Annotated in this window: 15 protein-coding genes, 1 tRNA gene and 1 pseudogene; 10 read left to right on the forward strand and 7 right to left on the reverse strand. The window is 59.4% G+C overall.

Going from position 1 to position 21,926, the window contains the following annotated elements; genetic code table 11:
* Window positions 1-7 precede the first annotated feature (7 nt).
* From AC07RZ_RS22935 to galE, 3 genes are all read left to right on the forward strand, one after another.
* The gene (locus tag AC07RZ_RS22935) at window positions 8-3,160 is read left to right on the forward strand and encodes an efflux RND transporter permease subunit (RefSeq protein ID WP_494669714.1); all 3,153 of its coding nucleotides are present in this window, start codon (window positions 8-10) and stop codon (window positions 3,158-3,160) included.
* On the forward strand, window positions 3,153-4,583 hold the full coding sequence (locus AC07RZ_RS22940) for an efflux transporter outer membrane subunit (RefSeq protein WP_494669715.1): 1,431 nt from the start codon (window positions 3,153-3,155) through the stop codon (window positions 4,581-4,583). The genes AC07RZ_RS22935 and AC07RZ_RS22940 overlap by 8 nt, the downstream gene beginning before the upstream one ends.
* Window positions 4,584-4,684: 101 nt before the next feature.
* Window positions 4,685-5,710 carry a UDP-glucose 4-epimerase GalE gene (gene galE / locus AC07RZ_RS22945; protein ID WP_494669716.1) on the forward strand — a complete coding sequence of 342 codons (1,026 nt, stop codon included), beginning with the start codon at window positions 4,685-4,687 and terminating at the stop codon, window positions 5,708-5,710.
* Window positions 5,711-5,721: 11 nt separating this feature from the next.
* Here the strand turns inward: galE and AC07RZ_RS22950 are convergent, their stop codons facing one another.
* The 5 genes from AC07RZ_RS22950 to kdoO all read right to left on the reverse strand — a co-directional run bounded on the left by AC07RZ_RS22950 (window position 5,722) and on the right by kdoO (window position 11,368).
* Window positions 5,722-6,960 (reverse strand): O-antigen ligase family protein, encoded by a 1,239-nt coding sequence (locus tag AC07RZ_RS22950; RefSeq protein ID WP_494669726.1) that lies wholly within the window; start codon window positions 6,958-6,960, stop codon window positions 5,722-5,724.
* 157 nt (window positions 6,961-7,117) lie between these two features.
* A complete protein-coding gene (locus AC07RZ_RS22955; protein ID WP_494669717.1) occupies window positions 7,118-8,116 on the reverse strand; it encodes a glycosyltransferase family 8 protein in 999 nt (332 codons plus the stop codon).
* A 290-nt stretch (window positions 8,117-8,406) separates the two neighbouring features.
* Window positions 8,407-9,153 (reverse strand): YdcF family protein, encoded by a 747-nt coding sequence (locus tag AC07RZ_RS22960; protein ID WP_494669718.1) that lies wholly within the window; start codon window positions 9,151-9,153, stop codon window positions 8,407-8,409.
* A gap of 14 nt (window positions 9,154-9,167) precedes the next feature.
* Window positions 9,168-10,448, reverse strand: coding sequence for a lipid IV(A) 3-deoxy-D-manno-octulosonic acid transferase (gene waaA, locus AC07RZ_RS22965; RefSeq protein WP_494669727.1), 1,281 nt, complete (start codon window positions 10,446-10,448; stop codon window positions 9,168-9,170).
* 38 nt (window positions 10,449-10,486) lie between these two features.
* A complete protein-coding gene (gene kdoO, locus AC07RZ_RS22970; protein ID WP_494669719.1) occupies window positions 10,487-11,368 on the reverse strand; it encodes a Kdo hydroxylase KdoO in 882 nt (293 codons plus the stop codon).
* A gap of 224 nt (window positions 11,369-11,592) precedes the next feature.
* On the opposite strand from kdoO, the gene fdnG reads away from it, so the two are divergent.
* The 7 genes from fdnG (at window position 11,593) to AC07RZ_RS23005 (ending at window position 20,747) form a co-directional block, all read left to right on the forward strand.
* Window positions 11,593-14,661 carry a formate dehydrogenase-N subunit alpha gene (gene fdnG, locus AC07RZ_RS22975; protein WP_494669720.1) on the forward strand — a complete coding sequence of 1,023 codons (3,069 nt, stop codon included), beginning with the start codon at window positions 11,593-11,595 and terminating at the stop codon, window positions 14,659-14,661.
* Between the two features lie 8 nt (window positions 14,662-14,669).
* Complete coding sequence (gene fdxH, locus AC07RZ_RS22980; protein WP_494669721.1) at window positions 14,670-15,632, forward strand: formate dehydrogenase subunit beta; 963 nt, start codon at window positions 14,670-14,672, stop codon at window positions 15,630-15,632.
* Window positions 15,629-16,270 carry a formate dehydrogenase subunit gamma gene (locus tag AC07RZ_RS22985; protein ID WP_144742357.1) on the forward strand — a complete coding sequence of 214 codons (642 nt, stop codon included), beginning with the start codon at window positions 15,629-15,631 and terminating at the stop codon, window positions 16,268-16,270. The genes fdxH and AC07RZ_RS22985 overlap by 4 nt, the downstream gene beginning before the upstream one ends.
* Before the next feature lie 10 nt (window positions 16,271-16,280).
* Window positions 16,281-17,216 (forward strand): formate dehydrogenase accessory protein FdhE, encoded by a 936-nt coding sequence (gene fdhE, locus AC07RZ_RS22990; RefSeq protein ID WP_494669722.1) that lies wholly within the window; start codon window positions 16,281-16,283, stop codon window positions 17,214-17,216.
* Complete coding sequence (gene selA / locus AC07RZ_RS22995; protein WP_494669723.1) at window positions 17,217-18,674, forward strand: L-seryl-tRNA(Sec) selenium transferase; 1,458 nt, start codon at window positions 17,217-17,219, stop codon at window positions 18,672-18,674. It begins immediately after the preceding gene.
* Window positions 18,671-20,632, forward strand: coding sequence for a selenocysteine-specific translation elongation factor (gene selB / locus AC07RZ_RS23000; protein ID WP_494669724.1), 1,962 nt, complete (start codon window positions 18,671-18,673; stop codon window positions 20,630-20,632). The genes selA and selB overlap by 4 nt, the downstream gene beginning before the upstream one ends.
* A 19-nt stretch (window positions 20,633-20,651) precedes the next feature.
* Window positions 20,652-20,747 (forward strand) — tRNA-Sec (locus AC07RZ_RS23005).
* A gap of 6 nt (window positions 20,748-20,753) precedes the next feature.
* Here the strand turns inward: AC07RZ_RS23005 and waaC are convergent.
* Together waaC and AC07RZ_RS23015 are read right to left on the reverse strand one after the other, a co-directional pair.
* Window positions 20,754-21,740, reverse strand: coding sequence for a lipopolysaccharide heptosyltransferase I (gene waaC / locus AC07RZ_RS23010; RefSeq protein WP_494669725.1), 987 nt, complete (start codon window positions 21,738-21,740; stop codon window positions 20,754-20,756).
* A gap of 24 nt (window positions 21,741-21,764) precedes the next feature.
* Window positions 21,765-21,926 (reverse strand): annotated as a pseudogene (locus AC07RZ_RS23015) (phosphomannomutase/phosphoglucomutase); the annotation flags it as partial.

Consider the following 21,926-nt stretch of genomic DNA (forward strand, 5'->3'; position numbering starts at 1 on the left):
CCTATTAATGGGCAAGTTTTTCATCGACCGCCCCGTATTTGCGTGGGTGCTCGCCATCTTCATCCTGCTCGGGGGTGCTTTGGCGATCACGCAATTGCCGGTGGCGCAGTATCCTTCGATTGCACCGCCAACGATTGTCGTTAGCGCCTCGTATCCCGGCGCGACCGCGCAAACCATTGATGATAGCGTCACCAGCCTGATCGAACAGGAAATGAACGGCGCCGACGGCTTGCAGTACATCGAGTCGCAAAGCCAGGCCGACGGTTCGGTATCCATCACCGTTACCTTTACCCCGGAAACCAACGCCGACCTGGCAGCGGTGGACGTACAGAACCGCTTGAAGCGGGTTGAAGCGCGGCTGCCTGCGGTGGTTACGCAGAATGGTGTGCAAGTCACCAAATCGCGCAGCAACTTCCTGATGTTCATCGGCTTGTCATCGACCGACGGCAAGCTCGATCCGATCGCGCTGGGCGATTACCTGTCGCGTAACGTGCTCAACGAAATCAAGCGGGTGCCAGGCGTCGGCCAGGCGCAGCTGTTCGGTACCGAACGCGCCATGCGGATCTGGATCGACCCGGTCAAGCTGGTTGGCCTGAGCCTGACGCCAGCCGACGTGACAGCCGCGATCAACGCGCAAAACGCGCTGGTCGCCGGCGGTACGCTGGGCGATTTGCCTAGCCCTGGTACACAGCAGATTTCCGCGACCGTGGTAGCAACCGGCCAGCTGAATACCGTTGAACAGTTCGGCAATATCCAGCTGCGCGCCAATTCGGACGGCTCGATCGTGCGCCTGCGCGATGTCGCTCGCATCGAAATCGGCGGCCAGTCGTATGCAACTGCCGGCCGTCTCGACGGCAAGCCGACATCGTTCGTCGGCGTGCAGCTGTCGCCGACCGCCAATGCGCTGGGCACTGCCACCGCAGTCCACGCCAAGATGGCAGAGCTGTCCAAGTACTTCCCGGCCGGCGTCAAATACACGATCCCTTACGACACCTCGAAATTCGTCAAGATTTCGATTGAAGAAGTGGTCAAGACCCTGGTGGAAGCGATCATCCTGGTGTTCCTGGTGATGTACCTGTTCCTGCAAAACATCCGCTACACCCTGATCCCGACCGTAGTCGTGCCGGTGGCCCTGATGGGTACTTTCGCCACGCTGCTGCTGTTCGGCTTCTCGATCAACGTCCTGACCATGTTCGGCATGGTGCTGGCGATCGGTATCCTGATCGACGATGCGATCGTGGTGGTGGAAAACGTCGAGCGCATCATGAGCGAAGAAGGCTTGTCGCCGCGCGATGCAACCCGCAAGGCGATGGGCCAGATCACCGGCGCGTTGATCGGTATCACCCTGGTGCTGATCGCGGTATTCATCCCGATGGCGTTCTTCAGCGGCGCGGTTGGCGCGATTTACCGCCAGTTCTCGCTGTCGATGGTCGCTTCGATGGTGTTCTCGGTGCTGATGGCATTCACGCTGACGCCAGCGCTGTGCGCCACCATCCTGAAGCCGGTGGAAGCTGGACATCACCACGAGAAGAAGGGTTTCTTCGGCTGGTTCAACCGCAAATTCAACGCGACCACCAACGGCTACCAGGGCGTGATCGCCAAGATGCTGACCAAGACCGGCCGTTACCTGCTCGTTTATGCAGCCATCCTGGTGTGCGTGGGCGTGCTGTACATGCGCTTGCCGGCTTCGTTCCTGCCGGCCGAAGACCAAGGCTACATCATCACGAACGTGCAATTGCCTGCCGGCGCCAGCAGCAACCGTACATTGGAAGTCATCAAGCAGATCGAAAAGTATTACGCGAGCCTGCCTGCCGTGGCCAATGTGGTGGCAATCACCGGCTTCAGCTTCTCCGGCAACGGCCAGAATGCCGGCCTGGTGTTTACGCCGCTGAAGGACTGGAGCGAACGTGGTCCGGCTGAATCTGCCGACGCGATCGCCGGCAAGGCGTTCGGCGTGTTCTCGCAGATCAAGGACGCCATCGTCTATCCGCTGAACCCGCCACCGATCCCGGAACTGGGTAACGCCACCGGCTTTACCTTCCGCCTGCAAGACCGTTCGGGCCAAGGCCACGCTGCGCTGACCGCGGCGCGTAACCAGATCCTGGGCATGGCTTCGCAAAGCAAGATCCTGGCTGGCGTCCGTCCGGAAGGCCTGGAAGATTCGCCGCAGGTGCAACTGGATATCGACCGCGACAAGGCCAATGCCCTGGGCGTATCGTTCAGCGCCATCAACAGCACGCTGTCGACCGCGCTCGGTTCCTCCTATGTGAACGACTTCCCGAACCAGGGCCGTCAGCAGCGGGTGATCGTGCAAGCCGACGCGCCGCAGCGGCTGCAACAGGAAGACCTGGCCAGGCTGTATGTCAAGAACACGCAAGGAACCATGGTGCCGTTCTCGTCATTCACCACCTCGCACTGGATCAAGGGCCCGGTACAGCTGTCGCGCTATAACGGTTATCCGGCGATGAAGATTTCCGGTGGTGCGGCGCCTGGCCATAGCACCGGCGAAGCGATGGATGAAATGGAAGCGCTGACTGCCAAATTGCCTCCTGGCTTCGGCTTCGAGTGGACCGGCCAGTCGCTGGAAGAAAAGACATCCGGTTCGCAAGCGCCGATGCTGTACCTGCTGTCGCTGATCGCCGTATTCCTGGTGCTGGCGGCATTGTATGAAAGCACTTCGATCCCGCTGGCTGTGATGCTGGTGGTGCCGCTCGGTATCCTCGGCGCGCTGCTGGGCGTTACCTTGCGCGCCATGCCGAACGACGTGTACTTCAAGGTCGGGATGATTACCGTGGTCGGCTTGTCGGCGAAGAATGCGATTCTGATTATCGAATTCGCGAAAGACCTGCAGGCTGAAGGCAAGGGCCTGATTGAAGCAACGCTGGAAGCGGTGCACCTGCGGTTCCGTCCGATCCTGATGACTTCATTCGCGTTCATCCTCGGCGTGCTGCCGCTGGCAATCAAGACCGGCGCCGGTTCCGGCAGCCAGCGTGCGATCGGTACCGGCGTCATGGGCGGCATGATCACAGCGACTGTGCTGGCGGTGTTCCTGGTGCCGGTGTTCTTCGTGGTGGTGCGCAAATTTTTCAAAGGCAGCGAACGCCAACGGAAATTGCATGCGGCCAACAAGAAAATAGATGTGGAGAATCAGCATGTTTAATTTATTACCCAAGCAACTGACGGGCGCCCTGCTGCTGGCAGGGGCCTTGTCCGGCTGCACCATGGCGCCGACTTATGTACGGCCGGAAGCGCCGGTGGCCGGCAGCTATCCGGCTGCCGCCGACGGCCAGGCGCAGCTGGATGCGGTGGCGCTCGGCTGGCGCCAGTTTTTCCCGGACCAGCGGCTGCAAGCGCTGATCGCCTCGGCGCTTGAAAACAACCGTGACCTGCGCACTGCTGCCTTGAACATCGAGCAGGCGCGCGCGCAGTACGACATCACGGCGGCCGACGCCTTGCCTCACTTCGACGGCAATTTCAGCCGCACCCGCGGCCGTACCGCCACGTACCAGCTGGTGCCAGGCCAGAATGCGGTTGGCAACGTCTACCAGGTTGGCTTGAACATGACCTCGTTCGAGCTGGACTTTTTCGGCCGCGTGCGCAGCTTGAAAGATGCCGCCCTGGCGAGCTACCTGGCGACCGAAGAAGCACGCCAGGCGGCGCAGATCAGCCTGATCTCGCAAGTTGCCCAGGCTTACCTGACCGAGCAGTCGTATGCCGAGCAGCAAAGGCTGGCGCAGCAGACCCTGGACAGCCGCCTGGACGACTACAAGCTGGACAAGATGCGTTTTGATGTCGGCGCCTCGTCGGAACTCGACCTGCGCAACTCCGAAACGCTGGTGCAGTCTGCCCGCGTATCGCTGACAACGCTGGTGCGCCAGCGCGGCCAGGCTACCAACGCCTTGGTTCTCCTGGTCGGCAAGCCGTTAGGCGACTTGCCCGCGCCGCAATCGCTGTCGGATGAGCAAATCGTCACCGAGATCCCGGCCGGCTTGCCTTCCGATCTGTTGAACCGCCGTCCCGATATCCGTGAAGCGGAGCAGCAGCTGCGTTCCGCCAACGCCAATATCGGTGCAGCGCGCGCCGCCTTCTTCCCGACCATCTCATTGACGGCGGGAATCGGCAATGCGAGCACATCGCTGGGCAGCCTGTTCTCGGCCGGCAGCCGCACCTGGTCGTTCGTGCCGCAGCTGACGCTGCCGATTTTCGAGGGCGGCCGCAACCGCGCCAACCTGTCGCTGAGCGAGATCCGCAAGAACCTGGCGATTGCCAGCTACGAGAAAACCATCCAAAGCGCATTCCGGGAAGTAGCCGATGCGCTGGTTGCCCGCGGCACGCTGGAAGAACAGCTGGCAGCCCAGGATGCCTTCCTCAAGGCGCAGGAACAGCGGGTGAAGTTGACCGAACTGCGCTACAAGAACGGCATCGCCAGTTCGACCGACCGCCTGAATGCGCAGCGCGACCTGTTCTCGGCGCAGCAGTCCCTGATCCAGACGCGGCAGCTGCGCCTGAACAATGCGATCGACCTGTACCGGTCGCTGGGTGGCGGTTTGAATGAAAATACCGTGGTGGCGGCGACGAAATAACCGTCCCAGGCTGGAGTTACGCAAAACGCCGCACTTGTGCGGCGTTTTTTTTACCATTACAGTTTGTGTCTGCCCCCAATATGGATTGAAATAGATTCCCCATGAAGAAAACCATCATCCTGACCGGAGCCACCGGATATATTGGCTCTCATACCTGGTGCGCCCTGCTTGAGGCCGGGTATAACGTGATCGGCCTGGATAATTTCTGCAACAGCAGCATGGAAGTGATTGGGCGCATTTCTGCGATTACCCAGTCAACACTGAATTTTATTGAAGGCGACGTACGGGATGAATCCCTGCTCGACTCCATTTTCCGGCAGCATAAAATCGACGCAGCCATTCATTTTGCCGCATTGAAGGCAGTGGGAGAATCGGTAGCAAAGCCATTGACCTACTACGACACCAATTTGAACGGCTTGTTGAATTTATGTTCGGTGATGGCACGGCATAGCGTGAAAACCCTGGTATTCAGCTCATCGGCCACGGTCTACGGCGACCCCGATTCAGTACCGATCAAAGAGGACGCGCCTTTACGGACGACCAGCCCATATGGCCAGACAAAATTGATGGGCGAGCAAATCCTGCGAGATCTCGAACATTCGGATCGTGACTGGAAAATAGGATATTTGCGCTATTTCAACCCGGTCGGCGCACACAAGAGCGGGTTGATCGGTGAAAATCCGCGCGGCGTTCCAAACAATTTAATGCCTTATGTTGCGCAGGTTGCGGTGGGAAAACGGGAGAAATTACGCATATACGGCGGCGATTACCCTACTCCGGACGGCACCGGCGTGCGCGACTATATCCATGTAATGGACCTGGCCGAGGGGCATGTATCGGCGGTATCGCATCTGCTTGATGACGATGCTTCCGGCAATGGATCGTTCACCGTGAATCTTGGCGCTGGGCATGGGATCAGCGTCCTTGAGGTAATTCATGCCTATGAAAAAGCATGCGGACGCCCGATTCCCTATGAAATTGTGCCAAGACGCTCGGGTGACGTTGCCGCCTACTACGCAGATCCGTCTTTAGCCTCGGACATCCTCGACTGGCGGGCCACACGAGGGCTGGATGTCATATGCAGCGACTCATGGCGCTGGCAAAACATGAATCCAGACGGTATATGAATCCGGGCAGATTAAGGTAGCTGCCCCTCCGCCAGGATTTTTTTACGCTTGATGATATACGTCAGGAAAAATGCAATGCTCAAGGCATAGTAAGGATAGATTTCCCACCATAAAAATATAACATCCACCAGCCCCAGGACAATAAAACCAAGGCAGAGCGCTACTCCCATCCCGGCCGTATATCGAACCTCATGGTCATCATTGCGTATATCGCGTAAAAAATAATATGCCGGCACAAAATATAATGCCAATAATGCAAACAGCCCGAACAATCCCAGCCGGGACATCATGAATAATATTTCATTATGTGAATGCGGAAAGCCTGCTGCGACCGGCGTAATGACATTTCTCTCCGACAATTCTTCCAACGCTTTCGGGAATCCTTCTACCCCGACTCCGAAAATTGGATGTTCTCTAAACAGCACCCAGGATCCTCGCCATAGCTGAAGACGGATGCCAAGAGAAGTGTCGACATTTTCACCCCCGGAATACTGGGTCATATCGCTTTCAGCAACAGATACCCGCTCTTTTACAATTTGGCCATAGTGGGAAACGGCGCCAATTAATATTACAAAAAAAACTATGACAGATAATTTATAACTGGTGCGGATGTTTTTGGTTACCAGGCAGGCAAGCGCAATAAAAACCGGTATCGTAAGCCAGACCCCGCGCGATTGCGATAGATAGGCGACATACAAACCGGTACACAGCGCTGCAATTTTGAATAATATGGCCAGCTTATTGCCAGGCTTGTTCCACGCGATCGAAAATACCGAGAATACCCCCAGCAACAGGGCCATTTCGGAAAAAATTATGATGGGAATGAAATCCGTTCCGTAACGCGTGGCTCCGCCGTCCGTAAGGATATAGATTTTGACAACCGCCAGAAATGCGCCTATGACCAGGGCCCATTGCACATGTTTCATGTACCTGATCGGCAAGAACGAGAGAATCCAGAAAATCAAGGCAAACACCGCAAGCCGAAGTAGCGGGTCATAAGTCCTGCCCGCGAAGTGACCGGATGCAAGCTGGTTAGCAAATACCGCAACTAAAGGAGCGCACATTGCCAGGCAAAGCGGCCAATAGCCTTTCATCACCTGGCCAAATGATTTATCGTCCGGATATCTTCTGGAGGCAAGCAAAATCAGGCTGCATAATAACAATAAGGCAAAAAGCACACCGGCCGCACGATCTACAACCAATGCCAATGTATAAAAAGCTATGACGATGGAAGCAATCAACAATTTCACGTAACGCAAGTATTTCTCCGATTTGCAAATGTTATAGCGCTTAGAAATAAATACATCGCCATATTATTCCGACAACTGAAATTTAGATCCGGTTTCAAATTAATGCTATTTTAGTTTCCTAAAAACACGCATGAAGGCACAAACAGGATATTTATGGTCAAGTGTATTTTTTTACATTATTCATGAATCTTAGCCATAGATATTTTGCGTGCCATCCGATTCCCTCAACGATCCTGTGCTGCTTGATCAGGAATTTCGAGAACAACTTTAATTCCCTGACACTTTTCGGCGGGTCCAGCGGCATGTCGGCCCAGGAAGACATTGACTGGTATTCGACGAATATCGACCTGGCTTCGTGCAGGCACCAGGATTGCCAAGGCTTTACCGGGCCTGTGAAATGCATGAACACAAACGGCTTGGTCACATTCAAGCGCGTGCCGCCCTTGCTGAGAAAATCCACCAGGTGATAGCGGTAATTCCATTTGTCATCAATGTATTTTGCACGTCCATTGAGCACGACATTCAACGCATCCTGGTCGGCGAAACGCAATTCTTGGGTTGAAAGAACCGTGAGCGCCTTGTTTTGCGTATCGTTCGCAGCCCAATTATTGACGTCAATGTACATTACGCCAGCATTGAAATATTCATGATGCTGCAGATGTAATGCCGCAACCTGCGTCTTCACCGTAGTTTCAAGCTCATCGTGTACGACTGCGGCAATGCAGTCGTTCATTTCAACCTGCAATAACTCGTCAATTTTCCCCATGCACAAGATGTCCGCGTCAAGATACAGGACCTTGCCGGCTATCCCTTGCATTAGATTGGGGATCAAAATCCGGATAAATGTACCAAGCGGGTGTTGCGAAAAACAGGGGAATTGAGAGAATTCGGACAATATATCCGTGTGCAGGATATGAATTACTATGGAAATATTGTGGCTGGTTTCCAATTCCTGCAACCGGCGCCGGCTGTCGTCGGTAATCGAAAAAGCAAAGACATGGAAAATGAAAACCACATCAGGATTGTTTTTAACAATAGAGGTAATATTGACACCCATGCCTCGAAAATAATTAGTGTCAACACCAAAGGCCACATGCACGGCATTGGTATTGAGAACATTATCTGAAACAGAGTTACAAGATGTGTTGATACTCAATTGCAATCCTTACTGACTTATAATATAGGCATCATCAAGCTTCAAGGATAGAAACTCAATCGAGCGGAATTTGTAAAAAAGCACATGTTGGAACGCAGGCTCTTGAGGCTGCTTTTTTCGCGAAATAGCGAAGGATAGCAAACTTGAGTTCGTCATGTCATTAAAACGCCCTATATAAATCAATAACTTACAAATCGGTACAAACCCTTACAAATCCGATTGCTTTTCCAAAATTTGAGCTGGTGCGAGGTTGCACAGTTCCGATTTGCCCGGAAAAATCCTGCCCTTCCCTACCAAAACAACCCCAGCCATTCGTGCAACGCATATCCGCTGTAACGCATGCCTTCACCAGACGGCAAGAAACTTAGCAGGGTAAATCGGTCCCGGCTGAGGAATACGGTTGGGGCTGCAACCACCTGCAGTCCCGTTTGAGCAAACAACAATTGAGCGCGGGGCATATGCACGGCATCAGTCACCAGAATGATCTTTTGGACTTTCGCTTGCCGTAAAATCTCGGCGGAGAATTTTGCATTTTGCTTGGTGTCGTCAGATGCCTCTTCAAGCCATTTTACCGGCGTCGCAAAATCGTCCCTCAGGCTTTTGGCCATGACGGCCGCCTCCGACATCCTGGAGCCGTCAGGCGTACCGCCCGACAGCAGTATCGGCAGCCCGGTCTGGCGCTGCAATTTGGCGCCGTAACGCAAGCGCGCCAGGGTCCAATAGTTTGGCGTATCGCCGCCATCGTATTCCGGCGCATTTGCCAGCCTGCCCCCACCCAGTATGACGATGGCCTGCGCGCCGTCGGCTGCGCCCGCCGCCAGCGGCAAAGCACGCTGCTCCAGCGGCGCCACCAGCAACAAAGCCCCGGTCTTGCTGCTGAGCACTGCCAGCAACAGCAATGACCCCAGGCTGACCGCCATGCCGATGCGCGGGAAAGCGCGCCGCAGCAGCATGCCCGCAATACACAGCAAGATCAGGTTGGTTGGCAGGAGCAGCAGCGCGCTGACCACTTTGATGACGATAAAAGATGCATGCATGGTGGCAGGCAAGGTCAGATAAACGGCGCCAGCAAAGCCATGGTGCGCGCGGTGGCGCCTCGATGCAGCTGCGCGAAATGGATGGCTCGTTCGCCCATCGCCTGGCGTTGCGGGCCGGCCTGCAATAATTGCAAGGCGGTGTCCAGCATCTGGCCGACGTCGCTCACCCGTTGCGCTGCGCCGGCGGCAATAGCCTGCTCGGTGATGTCTGAAAAATTGAAAGTATGGGGTCCGATCAAGACCGGCTTGCCGACCGCAAATGCCTCGATCAGGTTTTGCCCGCCCATCGGCAACAGGCTGCCGCCGATGAACGCCACGTCGCAAGCTGCGTAATAGGCGAACATTTCTCCCATCGAATCGCCGACCAGCACCTTCACCTGCGGCGGCACCGGCTGCGCGCCGAGGCGGGTGCGGCGCAGCGGCGGCAAGCCCTTCGCTGTGGCCATGGCGGCCACTTCGTCGAAACGCTGCGGATGGCGCGGGACGATGATGGCCAGCAAATCGGCATAGGCAGCGTCCTGGCTCCGCTTGTACAAGGCTTCCAGGATCAGTTCCTCTTCGCCGTCGCGTGTGCTGGCGCACAGCAGCACCGGGCGGCTGCCGATCTGCTCCCGCATTGCGGCGCCGACAGCCAGCAAGGCCGGAGCCGGCGTGACGTCGAATTTCAGGTTGCCGGTCACCTGCACATTGTCGCCGCCGAGTTGCCGCAAGCGTGCGGCATCCGCTTCGGTCTGCGCACCGACACAAGACATGCCGCTGGCAGCTTCGGTCATCAAGGTGGAAAAGCGCTTGCCGCGGCGCAGGGAGCGCTCCGACAGGCGCGCATTGGCCAGCACCACCGGCACCTTGCGGCGCGCGCACTGGACGATCAGGTTCGGCCACACTTCGGTTTCCATCAGCACGCACACTACCGGCGAAAAATGGCGCAGGAAACGCCCGGCCATCCAGCCGGTATCGTAAGGAAGAAAACATTGCAGCACACGCGGCGATTTGCCGAACAAGGCTTGTCCTGTGGCGCGGCCGGTCGCGGTCATGTGCGTCAGCAGGACCGCATGTTCCGGATAGGCATCGAGCAGCGCCGCAATCAAGGGTTCGGCAGCGCGCGTTTCACCTACCGAGACCGCATGCACCCAAAGAAATTTGCGCGACGCCAGCGCCGGCGCGACGGGCGGGTAAAAGCCGATGCGCTCCGCCACGTGCTGGCGGTAGCCCGGCTCCTTGCTGCCGCGGCGCCATAAACGCAGCAATACCAGGGGCATTGCCAGCCACCATACCGCAGAATAAAGCAGGCGGATACGCCAGGCCCGCCCCGCGTCAAAACCCGATGCAGCCTTCATTCGGTCAGCGCACGGCCAGTCAGGCGGCGCAGGATCGCCAGCGGGCTGGCGCCGGGATCGTATTGCTTGGCTGCCGGCAGGTGCAAGGTCTGCTCCATCATGTATTGGCCAGCCATCACCGCATGCGGCGTCTGGTCGGAAAAACATACCCATACCGAGCCGGCGGCAAACGGCTGCGTCACCTGCGGGCCGTCTTTCTGATAGGCCGGATCCGACTTCATGGCGTCATGCAGCTGCAGCATCAGGTGATCGTATTCGCTGCGCAGCGACTTGGTGACATGCAAGGCATTCAACACCTGCGCTTGCCAGCGCGAATAAGCTTTTACCTTAGGCAAAAAACGTTGCGCCACATCTTCAAAAGGCTCGCCGACACGCCATATGCGCGGCACGCCGTCCGGATTGACGTTGGCGAATACGCGCAAGATGCGCTCACCGTAATTAGGGCGCGACGGAAAGGCGTCGACGTGCAGGCGGCGGTCATCGGCACGCCACGACTGCGCGCGGGTTTCCACCTGCATCGGCCGATAGCTGGTGGGCGCCATGCGCAATTCGCTGCGGCTGTCGGCATAGGCCGGCAGCAAAGAGTGGATCAGCTGCTGCGCTTGCGCCCGGAAACGTCCGATCATGCTGGCCAATGCCTCTTGATCGGCGGCGTCGCCCAGCGCTCCCTTCAGCTTGCCGTTGGCGTCCAGGCTGATATTGCGGCTCTTGGGATCGCGGATCGCCGGCGTCAGGAAGCGCCGTTCGTCGGCCGTGAAGCTGAAGCTGAGATGAGGGAAATACAGGACTTTTCCGGCCTCAAGCGCGGAAATCCAGGCCGAGTTCGGGGTGCTGACCTGCCAGTCGGCGATGTCGATTTCGAGAATTTGTTGTTCCATGGCCGTATTATGCCGTGTTGCCATGGCGGCGTGAACTGCAGGCTTGCCTGACTTTCTCTAGAGTTATTAATTAAGCAACAAGCGAAGTATCCGGCCAGATGAAGAATTTGCGAGGATAGCGGAGCCGCAACATTTTCCTTCTGTTGGCAAACAATAATCCATCCTATAATAAAACTGCATGCTCCGACGCGATTTGGCATTAATGCACAAAGAGAGGTCTACCCATGGTTCACATGTCAAGACGCCAGTTCCTAAAGACGACTGGCGCTACCCTGGCAGGTTCGAGCCTGGCGCTGATGGGATTTTCGCCGGCGCCGGCATTGGCGGAGGTACGCAGCTACAAGCTGGCTCGCACTACCGAAACCCGTAACACCTGCCCCTACTGCTCAGTCAGCTGCGGGGTCCTGATGTACAGCCTCGGCGACGGCGCAAAAAATGCCAAGGCCAGCATCATCCACATCGAGGGCGATCCGGACCATCCGGTCAACCGCGGCACGCTCTGTCCCAAAGGCGCGGCCCTGCTCGATTTCATCCACAGTCCCAGCCGCCTGCAATATCCCGAATACCGGGCGCCCGGTTCCAAGGAATGGAAACGGATGTCATGGGACGATGCCTTAACCCGCATCGCGACCCTGATGAAACAGGACCGGGACGCCAATTTTGTCGAAAAGACGCCGCAGGGACTGACCGTCAACCGCTGGCTGACCACAGGCATGCTGGCGGCATCGGCCAGCAGCAATGAAGTTGGCTACCTGACGCATAAAACCATGCGCAGCCTCGGGCTGCTGGCGTTCGACAACCAGGCGCGTGTCTGACACGGTCCGACGGTGGCAGGTCTTGCCCCGACGTTTGGCCGTGGAGCGATGACGAATCATTGGGTCGACATCAAGAATGCGGATGTAATACTGATCATGGGCGGCAATGCCGCCGAAGCCCATCCCTGCGGTTTCAAGTGGGTGACGGAAGCCAAGGCGCATAACAAGGCGAAGCTGATCGTGGTCGATCCGCGCTTTACGCGTTCGGCCTCGGTGGCGGATTTCTACGCGCCGATCCGCACCGGCACGGACATCATTTTCCTCGGCGGGGTCATCCGCTACCTGCTGGAAAAAGACCAGATCCAGCACGAGTACGTCAAGAACTACACCGACTTCACGTTTATCGTGCGCGAAGACTTTACCTTCGAGGATGGCATTTTCTCCGGCTATAACGCGGAAAAGCATAATTACGCCAAGACCACCTGGGACTACGAGCTGGGCGACGACGGTTTTGTCAAGACCGATCCGACCCTGGCCCATCCGCGCTGCGTCTTCAACCTGATGAAAAAGCATTACGAGCGCTATACGCCGGAAATGGTGGAAAGCGTCTGCGGCACGCCCAAGGAGAAATTCCTGAAGGTCTGCGAAATGCTGGCATCCACCGCCTCGCCGACGCGCGCCGGCACCGTCCTGTACGCGCTCGGCTGGACCCAGCATTCGATCGGATCGCAAATCATCCGCACCGGCGCCATGGTGCAGCTGCTGCTCGGCAATATCGGCATTTCCGGCGGCGGCATGAATGCGCTGCGCGGCCACTCGAACATCCAGGGCCTGACCGACCTCGGCTTGATGACGAACCTGCTGCCGGGCTACATGACGCTGCCTTCCGAATCCGAACAGGATTACGGCAAGTACATCGCCGCCCGCGCCAGCAAGCCGCTGCGCCCGAACCAGCTGAGCTACTGGCAGAACTACGGGAAATTCCACGTCAGCCTGATGAAATCATGGTGGGGCGACGCCGCCAAGGCCGACAACAACTGGGCCTTCGACTACCTGCCCAAGCTGGACAAGCCGTACGACATGCTGCAGGTGTTCGAGCTGATGAAGCAAGGCAAGGTCAACGGCTACATCGCACAGGGCTTCAACCCGCTGGCGGCGGCGCCGGACAAGGGCAAGATCGGCGCCAGCCTGGCCAAGCTGAAGTTCCTGGTCATCATGGATCCGCTGGCCACCGAGACTTCCGAGTTCTGGAAAAACCATGGCGAATTCAACGACGTCGACCCGGGCCAGATACAGACCGAGGTATTCCGCCTGCCGACCACCTGCTTTGCCGAAGAAGACGGTTCGCTGGTCAATTCCGGCCGCTGGCTGCAATGGCACTGGAAAGGCGCCGAACCTCCGGGCGAGGCGCGCAGCGACCTGGAAATCATGTCGGAACTGTTCCTGAAGATCCGCAAGATGTATGTGAAGGACGGCGGCAAATATCCAGACCCTATCGTCAACCTGGCCTGGCCCTACGCCAATCCGGAGAGTCCGACCGCGGACGAGCTGGCCAAGGAATACAACGGCCGCGCGCTGAGCGACCTGGCCGATCCCAAGGATCCGACCAAGATCGTACGCAAGAAAAACGAACAGGTGGCGGGTTTTGCCGAGCTGCGCGACGACGGCAGCACCGCCTGCGGCTGCTGGATTTTCGCCGGCTGCTGGACCGAAGCCGGCAACCAGATGGCGCGCCGCGACAACTCGGATCCGACCGGCATCGGCCAGACCCTGAACTGGTCATGGGCGTGGCCGGCCAACCGGCGCATCCTGTATAACCGCGCGTCATGCGACCTCAACGGCAAGCCGTTCGACGCCAAACGCAAGCTGATCGGCTGGAACGGCCAGAAATGGGGCGGCGTCGATGTCCCCGATTTCAAGGTGGATGAAGCTCCTGCCGGCGGCATGGGACCGTTCATCATGAACCCGGAAGGCGTAGCGCGTTTCTTCGCCCGCGCCGGCATGGCCGAAGGGCCGTTCCCGGTGCATTACGAACCGTTCGAGACGCCGGTCGGCTATAACCCGCTGTTCCCTAAAAATCCGGCCGCGACCAGCAATCCCGGAGCCCGGGTGTTCCCTGACGACCGCGCCATGTTCGGCAAGGCCGACGCCTTTCCGCATGTCGGCACCACTTACCGGCTCACCGAACATTTCCATTACTGGACCAAGCATGCGCGCCTCAACGCCATCCTGCAGCCCGAGCAGTTTGTCGAGATCGGCGAAGAACTGGCGAAAGAAGTCGGCGTGGTCGCCGGCGAGCGCGTCAGGGTCAGCTCCAAGCGCGGCCATATCGTCGCCGTGGCGGTGGTGACCAAGCGCATCAAGAAAATGATGATTGAAGGTAAACCTGTGCACCACGTCGGCATCCCGATCCACTGGGGTTTCAAGGGCGTGGCGAAACCGGGCTACCTTGCCAACACACTGACGCCCGGTGTGGGGGACGGCAATTCGCAAACACCGGAATTCAAGTCGTTCCTGGTCAAGGTCGAGAAAGCATAGGAGAAGCCATGGCACTGCAATCATTAGATATCAAGCGGGTGTCCGCCACCACCACGCCGCCGCCCGGCGTGCGCGAGCCGGTGACGGGCACCGTCGCCAAGCTGATCGACGTCACCAAGTGCATAGGCTGCAAGGCTTGCCAGACCGCATGCATGGAGTGGAACGATTTGCGCGATGAGGTCGGCGTCAATGTCGGCGTGCTGGATAATCCGCCCGACATGACCGAGCATTCATGGACCGTCATGCGCTTCTCGGAATATGAAAACCCGGACGGCAATCTCGAATGGCTGATCCGCAAGGACGGCTGCATGCACTGCGAAGACCCGGGCTGCCTCAAGGCTTGCCCTTCGCCTGGCGCAATCGTCCAGTACAACAACGGCATCGTCGATTTCCATGAAGAGAACTGCATCGGCTGCGGTTATTGCGTAACCGGCTGCCCGTTCGACGTGCCGCGCATTTCAAAGAAGGACAACAAAGCCTATAAATGCACGCTGTGCTCGGACCGCGTGGCCGTGGGCCAGGAGCCGGCCTGCGTCAAGACCTGCCCTACCGGCGCCATCGTGTTCGGCACCAAGGAAGACATGAAGGAACATGCGGCAGAGCGCATCGTCGACCTCAAGGAACGCGGTTTCGACAAGGCCGGGCTGTACGATCCGCCAGGCGTGGGCGGCACCCATGTCATGTACGTGCTGCACCACGCCGACAAGCCATCGCTCTATCACGGTTTGCCGGACAATCCACGCATCAGCCCGCTGGTCGGCTTGTGGAAAGGCGCCGCCAAGCCGCTGGCGCTGGCAGGCATCGCGCTGACTGCGCTGGCAGGGTTTTTCCACTATATCAAGGTCGGACCGAACGAAGTCTCGGCGGAAGACGAGGCGGCGGAACGGGAAGAAACCGATGCCGCTCGGCGCGGCGCGCAACTGCCGGCGCCGCCCGGCAGCAACGTCACCTCGCAGGATCTGCCGCCATGAACAATTCCGAACGAGACGTAGAGCAAGACAAGATCCAGCGCTACAACGCCAAGGAACGCATCAACCACTGGATCGTCGCCATCACGTTTGTCATCCTGGCGCTGTCCGGGCTGGCGCTGTTCCACCCCGCCATGTTCTGGCTCAGCTTTGTGCTGGGCGGCGGACCGTGGACGCGGATCCTGCATCCCTTCATCGGATTGGTGATGTTCATTTGCTTTGCGATATTGGCCCTGGGGTTCTGGCGGCACAACCTGATCGAAAAAAACGACATTGCCTGGCTGAAAGGCATACGCGACGTAGTCAACAACCGCGAAGAAAGCCTGCCGCCGGTAGGCCGCTACAACGGCGGCCAGAAATTGCTGTTCTGGATGATGATCGGTTGTATGATTGGCTTGCTGCTGTCCGGCATCGTCATCTGGCGCGCCTGGTTTTCCTGGATGTTCCCGGTACTCGTCATCCGGGCGGCGGTTGTGCTGCATGCGCTATGCGGTTTCCTGCTGATCGTCGGCATCGTCGTGCATATCTATGCCGCGCTGTGGATCAAGGGAACGGTGGGCGCCATGACGCGCGGCACCGTCAGCCGCGCCTGGGCGCGCAAGCATCACCCGGCGTGGTACCGGAAAATGACAGGCGAATGAAGGGATTACCTTGCAGCGCATTCTCGAACCGGGCGAAATTGAAGCACTTGATCACAACGCCATTCCACGCATCCGGCTGCCGGAGCGCGCCAGCGTATTCAGCAACCGCGCGCAACGCCTGAAACAGCTTGCTCCGGGAAACGCCATCGGCGAATACCTGAACCTGATGGCGGTGCTGGTGGACGCGCAGCAGCTGGCCCTCGACAAGCTGGCCGGCGAGCCGAACGACCACGCCCGGGACCAGGCCCGCATCAACCTCGCACACACGCATTTGATGCCGCTGATCCTGGCGGCAGACCAGGTGCGCAGCCCGCATTGGCAGGCCGTCCTGGACCAGCTGCTGGAACGCGTCGCAACAACCGGCGGCATCCCGGCGGCCGCGGCGCAATTGATAGCGCGCATCCAGAAAAACAGCGCGAACGAACGCGACAGCCAGGCCGAAGCCATCCTGCGCGGCAACGATGAAATCGTCGATCCGGCCACTGCGCCGTTCTACACAGCAGCCCTGCAGGTAGCGTGCTGCGACCTGGTAACCCGCTTCAGCGAACGCGACGTGCCGCTGCTCGATACGCCCGGCCTGTGCCCATGCTGCGGTTCGCTGCCGGTCGCCAGCGTGGTGCGGATGGATGGACAGTCGCAGGGCCATCGTTATTTGCAATGCAGCATGTGCGCCGCCGAATGGCATATGGTGCGCATCAAGTGCAGCCATTGCGATTCCACGAAAGGCATTGCTTACCAGGTCATAGAAGACGGCCCGACAGCCATCAAGGCAGAAACCTGCGACGAATGCCATAGCTGGCTTAAAATCTTCTACCAGGAGAAAGATCCCTATATCGAACCGCTGGCCGATGACCTTGCCAGCGTAACCCTGGACCTGCTGATGGGTGAAACTGCTTACGCACGCCGGCGCGGCAATCCCTTGCTCTGGCAATCCATGGAGAATTGAATGGCTGCAGCAACCACGCCGGCCGCGACAGGAGCAGCCCCACAGGCTTCCGCCAGCGACATTCCCTCGGTGGACCGCGTCCTGAACCTGGCAGACATCAAACCGCTGCTTGCGCTGTACGGGCGGACCCAGCTGACCGCAGCACTGCGCAAACACCTGGACAAACTGAGAGCCGATGCCCTGGCCGGCAAACTGATACCTGCAGACGTCGATGATTCACAGCTCATCGACATCCTTGAGAAACAATTGGCAGCTGCCAGCCGGCTGCACCTGCGCGCACTGTTCAACCTGACAGGCACCGTACTGCACACCAACCTCGGCCGCGCCCTGCTGCCGGACGAAGCGGTGCAGGCAGTGGTCAGTGCCCTGACCTGTCCCGGCAATCTTGAATTCGACCTGGAAACCGGCGGCCGCGGCGACCGCGACAGCCTGGTTGAAGATGTCCTGTGCGAACTGACCGGCGCCGAGGCGGCCACCGTCGTCAACAACAATGCCGCCGCGGTGCTGCTGATGCTCAACGCGCTGGCGCAGAAAAAGGAAGTGATTGTGTCGCGCGGCGAACTGGTCGAGATCGGCGGCGCATTCCGCATTCCCGACATCATGCAGCGCGCGGGCGCAAAACTGGTGGAAATCGGCAGCACCAACCGCACCCACCCTGCCGATTACGCCAATGCCATCACGGCACGCACGGCGATGCTGATGAAGGTCCATTGCAGCAATTACGCCATCAGCGGCTTCACCCGCAGCGTGGAAGTGAGCACGCTGGCGGAACTGGCGCAGCCGCACGGACTGCCGGTGACGGTCGACCTTGGCAGCGGCACCCTGGTCGACCTGACACAGTGGGGCCTGCCCGGAGAAACCACGGTACGGGAAACCATCCGCCAGGGCGCCGACCTGGTCACCTTCAGCGGCGACAAGCTGCTGGGCGGCCCGCAAGCAGGGCTGATCGTCGGCCGCGCCGACCTGATACGCCGCATCAAGAAAAACCCGCTGAAACGCGCGCTGCGCGTTGGCAAGCTCACCCTGGCTGCGCTGGAGCCCGTACTACGGCTGTATCTGGCCCCGGAATTCCTGGCGGAGCGCCTGACCACGCTACGCCTGCTTACCCGCAGCCAGACGGCGATAAAAGCGCAGTCCGAACGCCTGCTGCCCGTTCTGCAGAATGCGCTGGGAACACACTACGCCGTCACCGCCGAAGCGATGTCCAGCCAGATCGGCAGCGGCGCCCTGCCGGTAGATCAGTTGCCTAGCCATGGCCTGGTGATTCGCGCGGGCAATGCTGCCAACGGCGGCAAGCGCCATGGCCGCGCGCTCGACAAGCTGGAGAAAGCCTTGCGCCAGCTGCCGCGTCCTGTCATAGGACGGATCGCCAACGACGCGCTGTGGCTGGATTGCCGCTGCCTGGAGCAACATGACGAAGCCCTGTTCAGCTCGCAGCTGCAAGGCCTGTCGATATGATCGTCGGCACCGCCGGGCATATCGATCACGGCAAGACCACACTCATCAAGGCGCTGACCGGCGTCAACACCGACCGTCTCAAGGAAGAACAGGCGCGCGGCATTTCGATCGAACTTGGCTACGCCTACACGCCGCTGGCGAACGGCGAGGTGCTCGGGTTCATCGATGTGCCCGGCCATGAACGCCTGGTGCACACGATGGTGGCCGGCGCTTCCGGTATCGACTTCGCATTGCTGGTCATCGCCGCCGATGACGGCGTCATGCCGCAAACCCGCGAGCACCTGGAAATCCTGCAATGGCTGGGTATCGGAGCCGGTGCGGTGGCCTTGACCAAGACCGACCGGGTCGATGCGGCGCGCATTGCGGAAGTCACCAGCGAAATCCATCAATTGCTGGCATCCACCCGATTGGCGGACGCGCCGATCTTTGCCGTCGCCGCGCATCATGCGCAAGATGCCGGAACCGCGGCCCTGCAGCAGCACTTGCACGAAGCCGCGCAACGCATGCCGCCGCGCCGCGATGACGGCCTGTTCAGGCTGGCCATCGATCGCGTATTTACCCTTGCAGGACACGGTACCGTGGTGACCGGAACCGTTTTCTCCGGCCAGGTCCGGGTTGGCGACCACCTGGCGTTGATGCCGGCCGGCGATACCGTGCGTGTGCGCAGCCTGCATGTGCAAAACCGTCCCGCCGCCAGCGGCCACGCCGGCCAGCGTTGCGCGCTCAACCTGAGCGGCATCGACAAGGATGCGGTCAAGCGCGGCGACTGGGTGGCCGCTCCGTCGGCAATGACTGCGTCGACACGGATCGATGTCGAACTTCAGCTGTCGGCCCAGGCCGGCGTCACGCTGCGCAACCGTTCGCCGCTGCATGTTCACCTGGGCACCTTGCATCAGGTCGCCCAGGTCGCGCTGCTGGAGGGAAATGCGCTGGCTGCCGGCAGCCGCGGCAGGGTGCAGCTGATATTCGCATTTCCCGTCTGCGCCATTCCTGGCGATCGATTCATCGTCCGCAATGCGCAGGCAAACATGACGATAGGCGGCGGCTACGTGCTGGATCCGCTCGCCCCGGCGCGCAAACGGCGCGCGCCAGAACGCCAGGCCTGGCTCGACGCCTTGCAACAGATGCTGGACGGCGCCGGCATCAGTGCGTTGCTGCAAGCCGCATCGCCTGGAGGCATGCGTCTGTCCATGCTGATGCAGCTGAGCGGACTGCCATCCGCCGCATTGCAATTGCCCGAAGGCGCGCAATCCGTTGCGACCAATTCGCAGGAACCGGACAATTTTGTGATGCTGGCTGCACAGTGGCAGTCGCTAAGGACGCTGGCGGTCACTGCCCTCACGGATTTCCATGCGCGCTTTCCCGATGAACAGGGCGTGGACGCTGCACGCCTGCGGCGGATGGCGCTGCCGGCCCTGGACAGCGCGCTGTGGCAGGCAGTCATCGGCTCCCTCATCGGCGATGCGACGATCCAGCGCAGCGGCCCCTGGCTGCATCTGCCGCAGCATGCGGTATCGCTCTCAGACAGCGAACAGGCGCTGGCGCAACAGCTGCTGCCGACGCTGGCCGCAGGAGGATTTGACCCGCCCTGGTTGCGCGAGCTGGCGCAGGCGCACAAGATTCCCGAGGAACAGCTGCGGCAACTGCTGCGTAAATTGCTGCGCCAAGGACTGGTCTACCAGATCGAGCGCGACCTGTTTTACCACCGTGACCGTGTGCGCGAATTGGCTGCACTGGTGGCGAGCCTGGCAGCGGAGCAGAGCCCAGGCCAAGGCGCAGCGGCGGGAGTAAGCGCCGCCCGCTGGCGCGACGCTACCGGCCTGGGACGCAAGCGCGCCATCCAGATCCTGGAATTTTTTGATCGTGTGGGTTATACCCGTCGTGTGCGCGACACGCATCTGTTGCGCGACAGCGAAATCGACTGGTTCGGATGGCAAGAAAACCCTGAATCGGGATAAGATAGGGTGCCACGACAACGGAAGGCACACGTATCCGGTGATGCGGCCGGGCTTCAAACCCGGTGGGGGGCGCCAGCCGCTCCCGGGTAGGTTCGACTCCTGCTGCCTTCCGCCAACTGCCTTATATCGCCAGTCGATCAATCGCCAGCGCAACCTGTTCCACGGTCGGCGGCGCTCCAAGCTCTCCCAGGTTGATGATTTGCGGCGACCAGTTGCCTTCGGTTTTCCAGCGGGGCGAATCGCAATACAACTCGATGGTTGGACGATTGAAGGCAGCGGCAATGTGGGTCAGGCCGGTATCGACCCCGATCACCAGCGCCGCCCGCTGCGCCAGCAATACCGCTTCCATCAGCGGCAACCTGGGAAGCACCTTCGCATTGCGCATCTGGCTCGCCAGCTGCTCCGCATTGCTCTTTTCCGCATCGCTGCCCCAGGGCAGCAGCACCGGCAGCCCGCGCCTGGCAAGCGCCGCCGCAATGCTTATCCAGCTGCTGTTCGGCCACTGTTTGGCAGCGCGCGCCGTACCATGGAAAAAAACCGCATAGGGAGTTTCCGGCAGCCATGCAGGCCGCTCTGCGAGCGCCATGGCGGGCGGATGCATATTGAATTCGGCGACGCCCTCGACGCTGTAGCCAAGCGCCTTTGCCGCTACTTCCCGGGCGCGCAATACAGCATGCGTATGCAGGCCGACGCCGACGCTCCTGGTATGAAACAGGCGCGACAAAGGCTCGTAACCGGATCCTTCCGTCGCGTTCGCCAATCCGACCCGGTGGCCGTCCGGCGCAAGCCGCGCCATCCGCATGACCACGCTGGTTTTCAACAAGCCTTGCGTGTCGAACACCACATCATAGGCATCGCGTTTGAGCTCCTGCCTGAAATGCGAGATTTCCGCCCGTGTGGCGGCAGACAGCAAGCTCTTGCGCCAGCGCCGCAGGGCAATCGGAATGATGCGGCGCACGTCGGGATTCATGCGCACCAGTCCAACATAACCCTCTTCGACCACCCAGTCGATATTCGCACCGGGGTAATGGCGCCGGATATCCGACACCATCGGCATGTTGTGGACCACGTCTCCCAGCGAGGAGACGCGGACGATCAGGATATTCAAACCGGGACCATTTCGTGGAGCCGGTTAAAAGGGCAGCGCCGCATCAGGCTTGGCCGCCAGGATGACACGCTTGAATTCCGACTGGATCCGCGCCAGCGCCTGCTCCGACTCCGCTTCGAAACGCATCACGACCACCGGCGTGGTATTGGATGAACGCGCCAGGCCGAAACCGTCCGGATATTCGAC

It is taken from the genome of Collimonas sp. GW821-FHT07E08 (genome assembly GCF_059418905.1).

Excerpts from the sequence above, each read along its gene's own strand:
- AC07RZ_RS22935 (WP_494669714.1), top strand. The coding sequence starts at position 8 with ATGGGCAAGTTTTTCATCGACCGCCCCGTATTTGCGTGGGTGCTCGCC.
- fdxH (WP_494669721.1), top strand. The coding sequence starts at position 14,670 with ATGGCACTGCAATCATTAGATATCAAGCGGGTGTCCGCCACCACCACG.
- AC07RZ_RS22940 (WP_494669715.1), top strand. The coding sequence starts at position 3,153 with ATGTTTAATTTATTACCCAAGCAACTGACGGGCGCCCTGCTGCTGGCA.
- selB (WP_494669724.1), top strand. The coding sequence starts at position 18,671 with ATGATCGTCGGCACCGCCGGGCATATCGATCACGGCAAGACCACACTC.
- AC07RZ_RS22985 (WP_144742357.1), top strand. The coding sequence starts at position 15,629 with ATGAACAATTCCGAACGAGACGTAGAGCAAGACAAGATCCAGCGCTAC.
- galE (WP_494669716.1), top strand. The coding sequence starts at position 4,685 with ATGAAGAAAACCATCATCCTGACCGGAGCCACCGGATATATTGGCTCT.
- AC07RZ_RS22960 (WP_494669718.1), bottom strand. The coding sequence starts at position 9,153 with ATGCATGCATCTTTTATCGTCATCAAAGTGGTCAGCGCGCTGCTGCTC.
- selA (WP_494669723.1), top strand. The coding sequence starts at position 17,217 with ATGGCTGCAGCAACCACGCCGGCCGCGACAGGAGCAGCCCCACAGGCT.
- kdoO (WP_494669719.1), bottom strand. The coding sequence starts at position 11,368 with ATGGAACAACAAATTCTCGAAATCGACATCGCCGACTGGCAGGTCAGC.